Source organism: Alteribacter lacisalsi (assembly GCF_003226345.1).
GTDB classification, from domain to species: Bacteria; Bacillota; Bacilli; order Bacillales; family Salisediminibacteriaceae; genus Alteribacter; species Alteribacter lacisalsi.
Genome location: NZ_PDOF01000001.1, coordinates 253,695 through 269,468, shown reverse-complemented (window position 1 = coordinate 269,468; position 15,774 = coordinate 253,695). Strand labels below are relative to the sequence as shown.

At 47.4% G+C, this 15,774-nt stretch carries 14 protein-coding genes and 1 other annotated feature; all 14 genes read right to left on the bottom strand.

Annotation, left to right across the window (positions count from 1 at the left end; translation table 11 throughout):
- Positions 1–133: 133 nt before the first annotated feature.
- The 14 genes from CR205_RS01240 to CR205_RS01175 all read right to left on the bottom strand — a co-directional run bounded on the left by CR205_RS01240 (position 134) and on the right by CR205_RS01175 (position 15,756).
- On the bottom strand, positions 134–715 hold the full coding sequence (locus tag CR205_RS01240; RefSeq protein WP_110516156.1) for a TVP38/TMEM64 family protein: 582 nt from the start codon (positions 713–715) through the stop codon (positions 134–136).
- Positions 716–822: 107 nt separating this feature from the next.
- Positions 823–1,119 (bottom strand): DUF1294 domain-containing protein, encoded by a 297-nt coding sequence (locus tag CR205_RS01235; RefSeq protein ID WP_110516154.1) that lies wholly within the window; start codon positions 1,117–1,119, stop codon positions 823–825.
- A gap of 136 nt (positions 1,120–1,255) precedes the next feature.
- Positions 1,256–1,612: a 50S ribosomal protein L20 gene (rplT, locus tag CR205_RS01230; protein WP_110516152.1), complete on the bottom strand. Its 357-nt coding sequence runs from the start codon at positions 1,610–1,612 to the stop codon at positions 1,256–1,258.
- Between the two features lie 95 nt (positions 1,613–1,707).
- Positions 1,708–1,899, bottom strand: coding sequence for a 50S ribosomal protein L35 (gene rpmI / locus CR205_RS01225; RefSeq protein WP_110516150.1), 192 nt, complete (start codon positions 1,897–1,899; stop codon positions 1,708–1,710).
- 125 nt (positions 1,900–2,024) lie between these two features.
- Positions 2,025–2,528, bottom strand: coding sequence for a translation initiation factor IF-3 (gene infC, locus CR205_RS01220; RefSeq protein ID WP_110516148.1), 504 nt, complete (start codon positions 2,526–2,528; stop codon positions 2,025–2,027).
- A gap of 105 nt (positions 2,529–2,633) precedes the next feature.
- Positions 2,634–2,758: a sequence feature (ribosomal protein L20 leader region), on the bottom strand.
- A 141-nt stretch (positions 2,759–2,899) separates the two neighbouring features.
- Positions 2,900–4,975: an EAL domain-containing protein gene (locus CR205_RS01215; RefSeq protein WP_110516146.1), complete on the bottom strand. Its 2,076-nt coding sequence runs from the start codon at positions 4,973–4,975 to the stop codon at positions 2,900–2,902.
- A 216-nt stretch (positions 4,976–5,191) separates the two neighbouring features.
- On the bottom strand, positions 5,192–7,138 hold the full coding sequence (thrS, locus tag CR205_RS01210; RefSeq protein WP_110516144.1) for a threonine--tRNA ligase: 1,947 nt from the start codon (positions 7,136–7,138) through the stop codon (positions 5,192–5,194).
- Between the two features lie 699 nt (positions 7,139–7,837).
- Positions 7,838–8,704 carry a putative sporulation protein YtxC gene (locus tag CR205_RS01205; RefSeq protein WP_161524628.1) on the bottom strand — a complete coding sequence of 289 codons (867 nt, stop codon included), beginning with the start codon at positions 8,702–8,704 and terminating at the stop codon, positions 7,838–7,840.
- 392 nt (positions 8,705–9,096) lie between these two features.
- A complete protein-coding gene (locus CR205_RS01200) occupies positions 9,097–10,791 on the bottom strand; it encodes a M3 family oligoendopeptidase (RefSeq protein ID WP_110516139.1) in 1,695 nt (564 codons plus the stop codon).
- Positions 10,792–11,105: 314 nt separating this feature from the next.
- Positions 11,106–12,212 (bottom strand): cyclic dehypoxanthinyl futalosine synthase, encoded by a 1,107-nt coding sequence (gene mqnC / locus CR205_RS01195; protein ID WP_110516136.1) that lies wholly within the window; start codon positions 12,210–12,212, stop codon positions 11,106–11,108.
- A gap of 147 nt (positions 12,213–12,359) precedes the next feature.
- A complete protein-coding gene (gene dnaI, locus CR205_RS01190; RefSeq protein ID WP_110516134.1) occupies positions 12,360–13,298 on the bottom strand; it encodes a primosomal protein DnaI in 939 nt (312 codons plus the stop codon).
- Between the two features lie 12 nt (positions 13,299–13,310).
- Positions 13,311–14,723, bottom strand: a complete 1,413-nt coding sequence (locus CR205_RS01185) for a replication initiation and membrane attachment family protein (protein WP_110516132.1) — start codon at positions 14,721–14,723, stop codon at positions 13,311–13,313.
- 118 nt (positions 14,724–14,841) lie between these two features.
- Positions 14,842–15,315 carry a transcriptional regulator NrdR gene (gene nrdR, locus CR205_RS01180; protein WP_110516130.1) on the bottom strand — a complete coding sequence of 158 codons (474 nt, stop codon included), beginning with the start codon at positions 15,313–15,315 and terminating at the stop codon, positions 14,842–14,844.
- A 27-nt stretch (positions 15,316–15,342) separates the two neighbouring features.
- Positions 15,343–15,756: a DUF1499 domain-containing protein gene (locus tag CR205_RS01175; protein WP_110516128.1), complete on the bottom strand. Its 414-nt coding sequence runs from the start codon at positions 15,754–15,756 to the stop codon at positions 15,343–15,345.
- Positions 15,757–15,774 lie beyond the last annotated feature (18 nt).

The following is a 15,774-nucleotide window of genomic DNA, read 5'->3' as shown; positions in this document are numbered from 1 at the left end:
CCATTCCGGTCCGTTCAGGAGATATATGCGGGCTGGCTTACCAGCGGCCGCACTTCTACAATCATTATACAGTTAACATACAGGAATGAAAAAAAGAGTGCCTGAAAGAAAAATCCTTCAGCCACTCTAAAATTTAATCCGACATGGAACGGGAGGTGAAAAACTTTTCCCATTTATACGTCACAGGCCCGTTCTGTCCGAGAAGATAAAAGACAACACCGAGGGCTGTGAGGATGATCAGCGATCCGTAAAGAGACAGTTCCCCAATCGCCTGGCCAAAAGAAGTAAATAATAATGACGGTAAAATCAAACCGCCAAAAGAATACTTCATATATTCCTTAAATGAATCCGTCATTTCCATCAGATACCAGGATAAAAGGTGAAAGTGCATAAACGGAAGCATTCTCAGGATCATCACCTGACCGAGGGTCATTTGACGATTTTTAAACACCTTCTGTTTCATGTTCGACATCCTGTTCCGCAGTGATGGAAAATAATCGACCACTTTGTAAAAAGAGAAGCTCATGAGGGTTAGTCCGACCAGAGAATACAGGCTGCCATAGAAGAATCCGAAAAAGTAACCGCCGGCAACGCAGAGAACAATAACAGGAATAAATAAAAACGGTCGAATCAGATGAAGGAGAATAAAAATCAGAGGGGCCAGCCATCCTGCTCGTTCTATTAGTGCCGGGATGCCTTCGATGAAATCATTCATGGTGTTGTTTCTCCTCCTCTCGCGCTTACCCTATTTCTATGAGTGCTTCAGACAATCTATGTGGAACGGGAAATTTCTTTGTAAATCACTCTGATCGGAACGGCTTTTTACGGTCCGAGAACTCCGCCGGCCCAGACAAGTATAACGCTCAGGGCTGCGTGCATCAGAATAAAAAGCGGCAGTCCGATTTTAAAAGCAGCTTTCTGTGTTTTATGACGGAACAGTCTTGAAGAGATCAGCATACCTGCAGCTCCACCAAAGCTAGCCCATGTAAAAAGCGCCTGTTCCGAAGTCCGCCTTTTGGCTTTCCGTGCTTTTTGCTTATCATACCACATGATAAAAAAGCCGGCTGTGTTAACAATCACATAATAAACGAGTAACAGCTGTATAACTGCCTGCTCCATTGTGGAACCGCCTTCCGTGTGTCTTAGCTATCTTATTCCCGCTAACAAAGAAAGTCACTCCCGTATGAGAGTGACTTTCTTGTTTTAAGTGAAACAGGTGCTGCCGCTCCTGTTCAATTTACTATCTGTTTATTTATTACTTAAGGTTTGCTTTTGCTTTTTCAGCAAGTGCTGCAAAGCCCTGCTCATCGTTAATCGCGATATCCGCAAGCATCTTACGGTTCATTTCGATTCCCGCCTGCTTAAGACCGTGCATGAAACGGTTGTAGGAAAGACCGTTTACGCGTGCCGCAGCGTTGATACGTGTGATCCACAGTTTGCGGAAGTCACGCTTTTTCTGTTTACGGTCACGGTATGCATACTGAAGGGACTTCATTACCTGTCCCTGTGCAGATTTAAACAAACGGTGCTTGGAACCATGATACCCTTTTGCAAGCTTTAATACTTTGTTACGACGACGACGTGCTACATAACCGCCTTTTACTCGAGCCATCGTAATCCCTCCTCAGAAAATATTTCGTGTAGTTGATTTCTATTAGAACGCGCAGTTCTTAACGGCAGGTTCATCCTGCCTGTTCAGGTTTACACCTATGGAAGCATAGCGTCGATACGCTTCTGGTCGCTCTTGTGTACCATGGAAGCTTTGCGAAGATGACGCTTCTGCTTTGTGGATTTGTTTTGTGCCAAGTGGCTTGTGTAGCCCTGGGAACGCTTGAGCTTGCCAGTTCCCGTTCTCTTGAAACGTTTTGCTGCGCCTCTGTGTGTTTTCATTTTAGGCATTTGCAAGTCCTCCCTGTTGTTAAAAGATAAAAGGTTGTTGTCTGTGTCTGGTGAAAAGAAATGGTCAAATTGTTGTCTCTCTAACACCGTGGTCATCATGCCCGGCGTTTTTTCTATAAACAGAATTACTTTTCGTTGTTTGGTGCAAGAATGAGAAACATACTGCGCCCTTCCATCTTCGGTTTTGATTCAATGGAAGAGATGTCCTCACATTCTTTAGCAAGACGCTCAAGTACAACTTTACCGAGCTCGGAGTGTGTAATCGCACGTCCGCGGAAACGGATCGCTGCTTTTACCTTATCACCCTTGCTGAGGAATTTACGAGCATTTTTCAGCTTCGTGTTGAAGTCGTGCTCCTCGATATTCGGGCTGAGACGAACTTCTTTTGTGTTAATGATTTTCTGGTTTTTACGAGCTTCTTTTTCTTTTTTCTGCTGCTCGTAACGGAATTTTCCGTAATCCATAATCCGGCATACCGGCGGTTTTGCATTCGGTGCGACAAGTACAAGGTCAAGGTTGGCGTTTTGGGCCATTTCCAACGCTTCACGCTTTGACTTTACACCAATCTGGTCGCCGTTTGCTCCGACGAGACGGACTTCACGTGCACGAATCGAATCGTTAACAAACATATCCTTACTAATATTGAGCCACCTCCAAAAGATAAATCCGGATCAAAGCAAGTCCTGCTTCAGGGGCGGAACGTTCCGCCCCTTTGTCGGCAGTCGTCTATAAACTGCACAAAAAAAGCATGAGCGCATAATACGCCCACACTTCTGAAGTACATCGTTAGAATACGTCAAAACCTGTCAACTGCCTATAGCGTCAATCAGGTGAGAAGCGGGCGCTTCTGCTTGCTTTGTTTCCTTATTTTGTTCACTTAAAAAGAATAGCACAAGTTAATTCTGAATGTCAACAAAAGCCCTTGAAAGGTTTTGCTGAATCGTTAAACAGTGTACCCCAGCTTACGGAAAATTGCAAGTGCCTGACAAAAGTTCAAGGGCTACTGGGCTGCCGGCCGGGTAATGAACTTTTCGAATAGAACCGGCGTAAGAGGCTTGCTGTAATAAAACCCTTGCAGGTGGGGACAGCCGAGATTCTTTAAGTAAAGGGAAACTTCCTTTGTTTCTACACCTTCAGCTACCACGTTCAGCCCCAGGCTTTTCGCCAGCTGGATTGTTGCTGTCACAATAGCCTTGTCCCCCTGGTTATCTGTTAACTCCTTCGTAAATGACTGGTCGATCTTCAGCGTCTGAACCTCAAACTGCTTCAAGTAGCTGAGAGAAGAATACCCTGTGCCGAAATCATCAATGGCAATCGCAATCCCGTTCCGTTTCAGTTCGGCAAGTGTCTGAAGGGTTTCTTTCGTATCCTCCATCAGACCATTTTCGGTCATCTCAAGCTGAATCCGGTTGAAGGGTACGTCTTCCTCCCTGAGAATTGAGATAAAATCTCCGACAAAAGAAGCATCCTGGAACTGTTCGCTTGAGATGTTGATCGATACGGTAACCGGATCCAGACCAGCTGCATCCCATTCCTTAATCTGCACACATACCTGCCGGATCACCCACTCCCCAATTGGAATGATCAGTCCGCTCTCCTCGGCAATTTTTATAAAATCATTCGGAGGTACAAGTCCAATTTCAGGGTGGTTCCATCTGATCAGCGCCTCGCATCCGGTAATTTTTTCACCATCTGCATCGATAACCGGCTGATAATAGAGGATAAATTCCTTTCCCCCGTCTTTTACAGCCTGGCGCAGGCCATTCTCAAGCCGGACACTGTATAGAAATTCATCCTGCATCTTTCCTGTGAAGAACGTGTAGCGATTGCCGCCTGCTTTTTTGGACTGATTCAAAGCCATATCCGCATGTTTGTGAAGTTCGTCCGGCTCTGTGGACGAAGAAATCAGACAGGCTCCCATACTGGCACGCAGATGGAACTCCCCTTCCCTATAAAGAAAGGGTTCGTCAAAAAGGAGGTCGATCCTCTCAAGAAGAGTCTCAAAGGCATATGTCTCAACACCGGACGCAAGTATGACAAATTCATCACCGCCCAAGTGGTACAGCTTCATCCGGCTTAGACTGTGGGTGTTCACGAGTCTGCTGAGCCGTTCCGCTGTCATCATAATAAAACGGTCACCTGCTGTGTGGCCGATTGAATCATTGATGTTTTTGAAATGATCAATATCAATACTGATCAGGCCTGTTTCAGAATGGAGGGAGTTTGGATTTTCTGTCAGATCAGCCAGCTCTTTCGCAAGGAGTCTTCTGTTTGGAAGCCCTGTCAGCGGATCCTGAAAAGCCATGCTCTCCACTGCATTTTCAGACTGTTTAAGGGAGGTAATATCCTGAACAGATACAACTGCCTCTTTGCGGCCTGATTCACCATTTAACAAAGTTACGTAAGCAGCAAGGGTAAAGCGGGAAATTCTAAACGTAAATTCCTGTTTCTCACCGGCAAATGCCTGCTCATAATAATGCCTGACCGTCTGCTCGTCTTCACACGGCATAAGGTCAAACAGAGGGACGCCTGGCTCAGTGACCCGTGTGAGTCCTACTTTTCCTGCAAGTTTTCCTTCCAGATAAGTCACGGTGATTCCCTTTTCGGAGTCTGCGGCAATTCTCATCACAAAGGTGTGAAGATTCTCTATAACTGCCTGAAGATCCACTCCGGGGTCGCATTGAGGCACAGCTGCAACTAAAACCGGCCCTTCTTCTTTATGTAATGGTGTTGCTGCCACGGACATTTTTACGTTGTCTTCACCTTCATTCAGCGGGAGGGTCCATTCATCACGATGCACCGTACCTGTAGCGGTTCCATTTGATGAGAGGGCAGAGAGCAGTTCCGCTGTGGACAATTTCACTGCTTCCTGGTCCAGAATACCGAACACATCATGAAAACGGCTATTGCTTTCAAGAACCTTTCCATCGCCGTCAATGACGGTAAGAAGGAGGGAGGCATGTTCCGTTTCAGGCATCTGACTGATTGCCATTTCCAGATCAAAACCGGCAGAGCATTCCGTCAGATGCGCAGCGAGGTTTTCAATTGTTTCTGATGAAATACCCGAATGGTCCATTCTGGTTTCCTCCTGTGTCAGAATTTAAAGAATTTTCTACATTGTACCCCTAACCGTACCCGTATTCAATCGGCCTTTTCCCCTTGATTTAGGAGTCTGTTCCTGTAAACGTGTGTCTATTTATGGGGGACTATTTTCTATTTAAGTAATAATTGACTGGTTTTCCCGGTTTCAGTCAAAACGCCGGACCCTGGCGGAATCCGGCGTGACAGAGCATTATTTACGTTCTTTAATATCTGATTCAATCCTGGAAATGAAATCCTTCAGGGACACGACTTCTGTGTCTTTTTCCCCATAACGGCGGACATTAACACTTTCTGCTTCGATTTCCTTGTCTCCCAGTACAAGAATGAAAGGGATCTTCTGCATCTGAGCTTCACGGATTTTATAACCGAGCTTTTCATTACGGGCATCCACATGAACACGGGCCCCGGCCTGACGGAGCTCATCTTCCACTTTTTCCACATACTCATCGTGAACATCGCTTACGCCGATCAGCTGTACCTGCACAGGTGACAGCCAGGTTGGAAGAGCCCCTTTGTACTCCTCGAGAAGAAAAGCCACAAAGCGCTCCATCGTGGACACAACACCACGGTGGATGACGACCGGTCGGTGCTCGTTTCCGTCGTCTCCGACATATGTGAGATCAAAGCGCTCCGGAAGGTGGAAATCAAGCTGGACAGTAGAAAGGGTTTCGTCCTTCCCGAGGGCTGTCTTCACCTGCACGTCAAGCTTCGGCCCGTAGAAAGCTGCTTCGCCTTCTGCTTCCACATACTCGACGTTCATATCGTCCATCGCTTCTTTAAGGAGCGCCTGGGCTTTGTTCCACATTTCATCGTTATCCACGTACTTCTCTTTGTCCTCAGGATCTCTGTAGCTGAGACGGAAGTAGTAGTTGTCGATTCCGAAATCCTTATAGACGTTCTGAATCAGTTCAACAACACGGATAAATTCGGATTTCATCTGATCCGGACGGCAGAAAATATGGGCGTCATTCAGTGTCATGGCACGAACACGCTGCAGTCCCGCAAGCGCCCCGCTCATTTCATGGCGGTGCATCATTCCAAGCTCGGCAATCCGCACAGGCAGGTTCCGGTAGCTGTATTTCTGGTTTTTATACACCATCATATGATGCGGGCAGTTCATCGGGCGAAGAACGAGTTCCTCGTTGTTGTCCATCTTCATGGAAGGAAACATGTCGTCCTGGTAATGATCCCAGTGGCCGGATGTTTTATATAACTCCGAGCTTCCAAGTACCGGTGTGTATACGTGGCTGTAGCCGAGACGTTCCTCAAGATCAACAATGTAGCGCTCGACCGTGCGGCGAATGGTTGCTCCGTTCGGAAGCCAGATCGGCAGCCCCTGGCCCACTTTCTGGTTGACGGTGAAAATGCCCAGTTCGCGTCCCAGTTTCCGATGGTCACGCTCTTTTGCTTCCTCAAGCATTTTCAGATGCGCATCCAGCTGTCCCTGCTTTTCAAAAGCTGTACCGTAGATCCGCTGCAGCATCTTATTCTTGCTGTCTCCGCGCCAGTACGCACCATTAATGTTCATGAGCTTAAACTTCTTAATTTTCCCTGTTGACGGAAGGTGCACGCCTCTGCAAAGATCGAAAAATTCACCTTGTTCGTAAATGCTGATTTTTTCCCCTTCAGGAATATCCTCAAGGAGCTCAAGCTTTAGATCATCTCCGATTTCCTCATAGCGGCGCACGGCTTCCTCACGGGATACTTCCTTACGCTCTATCGCATGATTCTCATCGGCAATGCGTTTCATTTCCTTTTCAATCTTCGGAAGATCTTCCGGCGTCAGAGTATGCTCCATGTCGATATCGTAATAGAAGCCGCCTTCAATGACAGGACCGACGCCAAGTTTCACATTGTCAAAAAGACGTTTCACCGCCTGGGCAAGGAGGTGAGCCGTACTGTGGCGCAGAATTTCGAGTCCGTCCTCATTGTCAAGCGTCACAATTTCAATTTTCCCGGATTCACTAAGAGGTTCTTTTAAATCTACCGGCTGTCCGTTCAGCTTTCCGGCAAGCGCTTTTTTCTTCAGCCCCGGGCTAATGGAACCAGCCACGTCTTCGGTTGTCGTACCGGCCTCGAACTCTCTCACATTGCCGTCTGGAAACGTCAGCTGAATTTGCTGTTTTACTTCTGCCATCTGAAATCACTCCTTTTGTTGTTTGGCTGTTTTCGGATAAATTGTTGTTTTCTGCGCTGCAGGCCGACGCTTTCCGCGGGCAACGCCTCAGCCTCTTCGGGAGCTTTTCTGCTTCTTCCTCTTCCAGTCCAGCTCCGAGGTACATGCGTCGAAGCAACTCGCAGCCTATTCGTGATGAAGTTGCTCGTTGTTGCTTTTCCCGCAGGAGTCGCGGCCTTTCGCTGCGAAATTAAAGATAGTTAAAACAACAATCTTTACGAAAAGAGCTTATTGTTTTAAGCATGTCTCTTGCTGCATAAGTGTTTTTCTGCATATAAAAAACACTCCTCCCGCAAAAGGGACGAGTGCTGTATGTAAGTAACCCGTGGTTCCACCCTGATTTCCGGACAGAAAATATCCGGCTTCATTGTACCTGTAACGGGGCAAGCCGTCAGCAGTTATTGAGCCCCCGGGCGGGCGGTTCCCTGCTGAAGTTCAGAGGCGGTAATCGTGTTCCACTTGTGCTCAGGAGGCTTCCAGCCGATGACCTCCCTCTCTAATGAGCCGTAAAACAGATCATGTCCTCATCAGTACTTTATTAATATCAGTTATAATTTGTATTATAATCACACAAATACGTAAAATCAAGATTTACCTGCAGAAAAAGAAGCGGGCAAGTATGGCTTATCTGCCAATTTGCCCGCTTCATCTGTTATTTATTCACTGGTGCTTTCTGTATGGCTCCTGACAAAACGTAACCCGTTCCTCGAAAATAGCAAGCAGGGTCCGGATCACATACCCTTCATCTTCATTCCCGCTGCAGTAAAGATTCAGTTTCTCTGGAGCCATGCTTACAAGGGGACTGATGATTCTTTCTGAAACAGGAAGTGATCCGTCAAACGTCACTTCATCATCAAGGAGATCAAGAATGTCGTTATTTGAAAAGCGTGTCCCGTCATCGTCATAGAAAGAAGCCGGTTCATCGTCAAGATTCACGTGGACAGCGTCAAACAAGGGCTGGTTTTCCTTTAGATAGTCGCGGCATGCATCCACCATCATCTGGTATTCCTGTTCCATCTTGAATTCATCAATCGCCCACTCGACACATTCAACGAGATCGTCTTTCAGTTCACGAAGACGGAACTGGATAAAAGAAGCATAAGAAAATTGCTCGGTTTCCTTCAGCACCGTATAGAAATGGGTATAAAGCGAGCGCTGAAGAGCAGGCAGGCTCTTTTCCAGCTGAATCTCTGTATGCTCACCGGCCAGAAGTTCCCTGGCTATGGCGATAATCGTTTCCGCTTCCCCCGGTTCGTCATAGAAAAACCGGCATCGGACAACTTCCTCAAGCCAGACAGGCAAATGACGCTTAAGCGTGTAATTGGCCATCACTGCTGCAAGAATGGACAAAGCATTCATCCGTTCTTCACTGCAGGTATGTTGAAGGACAATATGAATCCGTGTTTCGGCTTCATCTCTGGAAAGAAAAACTTCTCTTTTTAACTGATCAAATGTCTCGAGCGACGTCTTCAACTGCGAAAAGCAACTCCTGCACTGGTGTTTCGTTTCAAACTCGATCGTTACCAACGGCAGCCCCTCCCTAACGTGCATCCGAGTTGAGGCTCATGGCGTGTACCGTCTCTGTTCATCAACTCTTTGCATACATCTAGTACATATATATGGGGCTGTCCCTGTTTTATGTTCAGAACAGGAAAAACGTTTTATGTTCATCCGGATAAGTTAAAAATATGAAACGAGCCTGGGACAAAAGTGTTTTGAAGGATGAAAATCCGAACAATCTTCAGGCGGCGCAACTAACCGCTCATGAAAGATACGCTGCTTTGCGCGGGAAGCGGCTGAGCCTCTGCGCTTTTCCTCCAGCAGGAGTCAGTGTATCTTTCATCCGCTTTACAGCGTTTGTTCGGATTTTCACCTCAACACTTTACTTATGTCCCAGACTCGCAGTATTGAACCTTAATTTATAAGGCTTTATCATCCACTTTATTCAGCCATTCCTCCATATCTCCGATCACCGCGTCAACGCATCCCTTTTCAAAAGGGGAATCAAGACCGGCAAGCTCAGTCAGACCGGTAAAAGAACGGCTTCCTCCCGCCTTACAGAGACTCAAATAACTATTCCACGCTTCATCGCGGTCATCGTTCATCTTTTTCCAGTACTGAAACGCACAAATCTGGGCGAGTGTGTAGTCGATGTAATAGAACGGCACACCGAAAATGTGGCCCTGACGCTGCCAGTATCCGCCTCCTTCCAGGTAACTGTTGGATTCGTAGTTCCGGTGAGGGAGGTACTTACGCTCGATTTCACGCCACTTCGCCTTACGCTCTTCAGGGGAAGCTTCCGGTGTATCGTATACGTAGTGCTGAAATTCATCAACCGCTGCCCCGTAAGGAATGAACAAAATACCTGACGCAAGGTGGTTAAACTTGTACTTCTCTACGTCTTCCTTAAAGAACAGTTCCATCCAGGGCCACGTGAAAAACTCCATGCTCATGGAATGGATTTCTGCAGCCTCCATTGTCGGAAATGCGTATTCCGGCACTTCAAAGTTCCGGCTCTCATACCCCTGGAACGCGTGCCCGGCTTCATGGGTCAGCACATCAATATCATCTGAGGTACCGTTGAAGTTGGCAAATATAAATGGAGCCTTATAGTCGCTCAGACCGGCACAATACCCGCCGCTCTGTTTTCCTTTCCGGCTGAGAAGGTCCATTAGGTTATATTTTTTCATGAACGTAAAGAACTCGTCTGTTTCTGGAGACAGTTCACGGTACATTTTTTCGCCGTTTTCAATAATCCAGTCCGGATCGCCTTTCGGAGACGGGTTTCCTGTTGAAAAGGAGAACGGCTCATCATAATAGTTGAGCTCCTCTACACCGATTCTTTCTTTCTGTCTCTGACGAAGACGGGTGGCAGCAGGCACGATGGATTCCACTACCTGCTCTCGGAAACGCGCTACTTCCTCTGCTCCGTAATCGGTCCGGCTCATCCGTGCATAGGCGAGTTCAGTAAAGGAGTCGTAACCGAGCTTTTTAGCCATCTTCGTACGAATTTGAACAAGCTCATCATAAATGCGGTCAAAGTCCGCTTCATGGCTGCTCAGGAAACCGAATTTCGCTTCCGCCGCTGCTTTCCGTGTTGTACGGTCAGGATTCATTTCATACGGCGTAAGTTCAGAAAGCGTGAGTTCTTCACCCTGAAAATCAATTTTCGCCGACGCTATCAGCTGGTTGTATTCGGTGGTCAGTTTATTTTCTCTCTGAAGATCCCCGATGATTTCCGGATCAAAGGTTTTCAGCGCCACATCCGCTAAACGGAAGAGGTGCCCTCCCCACTTTTCCTCGAGCTCGCTTCGAAAGGTGGCCTTGACAAGCTCACGGTACAGCTCAGTCTGGAGCCCCTGCATTTCGGGCATAATTTCGTCCACGTATTCCTGTTCCTTCTTATAATATTCATCGTTCGTATCAATCGAATGGCGGATGTAAACAAGGCTGCACTGGGTATCCACCCGACTGCGGAGCTTATTGATTGCCGCAAGTGATGCATCCTGCTCTTCAAAGCTTTTTGCCGCAGTAAACTCCTTAAGCAATCCGTTAAACTCCGTTTTCACCTGTTCAAGATCAGGCCGCTCGTAGGGCATATCCTGAAAATTCATCAAAATGGATCAGTCCTCTCCTGTTAAAAGTCCGCTTTACTGTTTCGATATATATCATGTGATTTCCTTCTTTTATTTCCTGTGGTCCTTTTTATCAGGAGAGGATGGGGGATGAACGGGCGTTGATGGTGGGTGGAGCATGATTTTTATTTTCGCTTATATACCGTAATTTCAGCTTATAAATTCTGAAAGTTGCTTATTATAATCGTATTTCCGCTTATAAACTAATTTTTTCGCTTATAAATTCAGAGCACGCTCGATGAAGGCAAATAAAAAAATCCGGAGCCTGTGCCCGGCCCCGGAAAAAATCTGTATCAATTTTGCATTATAAAATCTCTTTCCGCCTGTGTGTCGCCTTCAAACACACGGAGGGTGTTGTATTTCGTATCACGCTGAGCCGGTGTTTTGCCGGCTTCACGGATGAGGCGGAGGATGAGATTCGTGTCCACTTTATGCGTTGCGCCTGCAGCAGAAACAACGTTTTCCTCAATCATTGTGCTTCCAAAGTCATTACAGCCGTACTCAAGTGATTTCTTGCCCACTTCAGGGCCCATCGTCACCCAGGAACTCTGGAAATTCGGTACGTTCTCAAGGAATAGCCGTGAGATAGCAAGGTTTTTCAGATACTCATCGGGCGTTACTTTTTCCGCTTTCATGTTCGTGTTGTCAGGCTGGAAAGTCCACGGAATGAACGCCAGGAAACAGTTCGTTTCGTCCTGAGCGTCACGGACACGGCTCAAATGAAGGGCACGCTCTTCGTACGTTTCTCCAAATCCGATCACCATCGTTGCTGTTCCGTGCATGCCGACTTTTTTCGCCGTTTTCATACACTCGATCCACTCTTCCCAGGTCCCTTTCAGACGGCTGATCCGCTTGCGCGTACGGTTGTCGAGAATCTCGGCACCGCCGCCAGGCAGGGAATCAAGCCCCGCTTCGTGGAGTTCTTTAAGAACTTCTTCAAGTGAAAGTCCGGACACTTCGACCATTTTCCAGATTTCTGCCGGGGAAAATGAGTGCATCGTAATATCAAAGCGTTTCTTAATCTCTTTTAACAGATTCGTATAGTAGCTGAACGGAAGATCAGGGTTTGTTCCGCCCTGCATAAGTATTTCCGTACCGTCAACATCGATTGTTTCCTGGATCTTCTGGAAAATCACATCGTCATCAAGGACATAACCGTCTTCATGTCCAGGCGGACGGTAAAAAGCACAGAATCGGCAGTAAGTATCACAGAAGTTTGTATAGTTAACGTTTCGCCCAATCACAAAGGTTGTGACCGGTTCCGGGTGCCATTTCTTCATCATTTCGTTGGCTGCGGCTCCGATTTTTTCTGTTTCATCGCTTTCGTACAGCACAATCGCGTCTTCTACAGAAAGTCGTTCGCCTGCCAGTGCACGCTCTAAGATGTGATCAACGCTCATATTTAAATCCCCCATCCTGAAATGCTATCAATCAATAATACTATCGTAACATAAATGCGATTCAAAAAAACAGAGAAAGGGGCCGGCTCCAAGGGCCGGCCTCGGAAGTTTTCCTGGGCAATGTTCCGAATCGGTGAATCCCGGCATCTAGAATCGTCTCTTGTTTTCTCCGGTCATCGTCACTTCCTCATTCAGGTGGCGGATCCGCTCCATAATTCGCTTCGCCTTCAGCTCTTCGATGTTTTCCACGCCGCCTCTGTTCGTGTAGGAAAGATGGGCTTCAAGCTCATTCATATCGTAATTGGATGTGAAAACAGTCGGAAGTTTCTCCATCATGCGGTACTGGAGCAGCGCACCGAGAATATCGTCCCGGACCCAGGCACTCATCGTTTCAGCACCGATGTCATCGAGAATAAGGACCGGCGCCCGCTTCACCATATCCAGCTTATCCTGATACGTGCCATCATTAATGCCCTGTTTGAGTTCACGGAAAAAATCAGGAGTATAGATGATCATGGATTCAATTTCCCGTTCGGCAAGAGCATTGCTTACAGCACCCATCAAGTATGTTTTACCAACACCAAACGAGCCGGTAATGTAGAGTCCCCGCCCCGTTTCACCAGGGACAGTTTCATGGGAAAACTGCATCGCTTTTGCAATTGCTTCAATTCGCGATTCATTATCCTCATCTATATCATCGAATGTAACCGCCACAATTTCCTTAGGTATATACAGACTTTTAATAAATGAAGCCTGCCTTTTCCGCTCGTCGGCTCTCCGTTTCAACTGGCAGGGGTGATAGCTGATCTGAATATCCTCCCGCTGCATGCTGAGTGACGGCTGGTAGCCCTTCATGAGGTTTGGACAAAGGTCCAGACCCGGACAGTGGTCACAGTTGTCCCACTCTTTTTTATACTGAAAAAGGTCACTCAGATGCCGCTCCACCTGATCGCGGGTAACGTCTTTGTTTTCTGTTAAAAATGCCTGAATCCGTCCGTCCCTGAGCACGTCCTGAATAAGCGCTTCAAACCGCTTTTCAAAATCGCCTCCGGAAAGTTTGCGGATTGATTTTCCGATCGGGTCCATCTGGCAGCCTCCTTACTTTTTCTTCTGGTACTTCTGTTTCAGTTTAGCAAGCTCTTCCTTTTTTTTCTCAAGGTCAGGGGCGGCGCCTGGTGCAGCGTCAGAAGATTTTCCATCGTCAGATTCCCTGGTTTTCTGATCTTCAAGCCACTTCGGCAGCCGTTCTCTTCGGACTGGCTTTTTCCTGGCCCCTCCGCCTTGAGACATGCGGCCTTCTTTTTTTGCTTTTGTGAACTCTTTACGGTTTTTGTACTCCTGTTTCGCAATTTCCATTGCGTCTTTCACGGTCTTGATGTTTTTCCGGGACCACTGCCCCGCAATTTTATCGGCAAAGCCCTTTGTGAGCTTCATTTCGTTAATCATAAGAATATAGTCAATCAGAACGTTCACTACCCCGGGGGAAAGACGGTAATCCATCATCAGATGCTCTACGATTTCCATATCTGCCGGCGGAACCTTGGCCCCGTCACTCACATTCTGGAGCATTTCCATCGGGGACGTGTTCTCGTAATAATGAACCATCTTTTCCGATTCGGTTTCCGGTTCTTTCTGCTGGGTCACAAGATGTGCCGGCTGTCTGCGGAGGGCAAGACTCGGCGGGTTCTGGCTGTAAAGCATACGGTAACGGCGCTGTACCTGCTTTCTCAGAGCGGCCACGTCAAGGTCGTCCTCATGAAGGATCGTATCCTGTATGAACTTGCTCATCTCAAGGGGCTCCACTTTATAAACGAAGGCCAGTTGTGTGACCGTCCGCTTTACCTTTTCCTTACTCAGGGTCTCTTTGTTTATAAAAGGAGGCAGATCCGCCAGCATCAGGTCGTAATCAAACTCACTTCCGGAAAACGAATAACCCTCCCCGGCCTTCTGCCCGCCGCGGAGATTATCGGTCCCTGATCGGAATTCCTCATCGTATGATACCATTTCGGACTGGTGAAGGCTCTTAAAGACCTCGTCAAAAGAGCGGGTCACTTCTTCTGCATTCTCCAGACTTTTCCTGTCGATTGTGAAACGGTCACGGACACGCCTGAACTGTTCTTTTCCCAAACGGTTATAAAGAAATACACTCAGATCATCCTGGAAAAAGCCTGCCGGGGTGAGCGGTTTTCTCAATTCATAAATGTAGAGAACTTCATCATCTGATTTTTCTCTGTATGCGGCCATCAGCCCAATTGCCTCCAGTTTTTTTCGTTCCTGAAAAAGCTGATCCAGCGGCTGCCCTGTCAGCACCATCAGTGTTTGATGTTTCCTTTCCCGGTCCGCCCCTGGACTCCCCTCTGCTTCCGCCCAGAGCGTCAGGTAAAGACTGTAGGCGAGTGACCCGATTAACGGCTGATACAGCAGTGTCAGTACATCACGGTCCGTTTCGTGAAGGCGGTCTTTCATCTGTACAACGTACCGGTCAATCGGCAGCAGCTCTTTCCAGTGCATACAACATCCATCCTGTTCTGAATTTAATCTCTCCCTATTGTACCAGAGAGTCGTCCCTGCCTCTAACAAATCTCGCACCAGGAAAGAACAAAAGAGCTTCCCGCCGGGGAAAGCTCTCTCACTCTTCGTCTTTTCGTTCAGCTTTTTTCAGCAGATCCTTTAATTCATCAACAAATACGTTAATATCCTTAAACTGGCGGTAAACAGAGGCAAAGCGCACGTAAGCGACGTCGTCAATTAAAGCCAGATGCTCCATTACCTGTTCGCCGATATCATGGCTGTCGACTTCTGCACCGCCCCGGTTTCTCAGCTCCCGCTCCACTTCATCGGTTACCGCTTCAAGCTTTTCAAGCGGTACCGGACGTTTTTCACATGCCCGGATCAGCCCGCGAAGCATTTTTTCCCTACTGAATTCCTCACGGTTTCCATCTTTTTTCACCACAATCAGCGGGGTTTTTTCAACCCGTTCAAACGTGGTAAAACGGTAGCCGCAGCCATCGCATTCACGGCGTCTCCTTATTGAACGGCCTTCGTCACTCGGACGGGAATCAAGCACCCGGGTCCCGTTATTCTGGCAGCTTGGACACTTCATAGGATCCTCTCCCTTTCTGTCGGCCGTTTAAAGCCCCTTCGTTAAATCTTCTCCAAGGCCGGTACCGACAAATGTTAGGCGGCCGTTCAGACTTTTGTACATCTCATAAACAAGCTTACGGCTGTACCCGAAATCGGTCGGCATTACCGTGTCGGTCGTAACAGAAAAATCAACAGCTGTCCTGTACGGACGAACCATAATCACAGTCACAACCATAAACACGCTTTTGCCTGAATCCGAACGGATGATAATTTCGCCCCGCTCTGTGGAAACAGACTGAACCGTCAGTCCCTGACGCTGGCCGATCATGGCCTCGACTTCTTTCAGGACTTTATCTTTCGAAGATTTATAGTAATGTGTCTGCAGGTTTTCATCGGAGTGATCTTCCCTTGTTTCTGTACTGCTGCTTATGTATTTTCTCACGGTATCTCTAAATCCCATTATTCATCCCACCTTAGC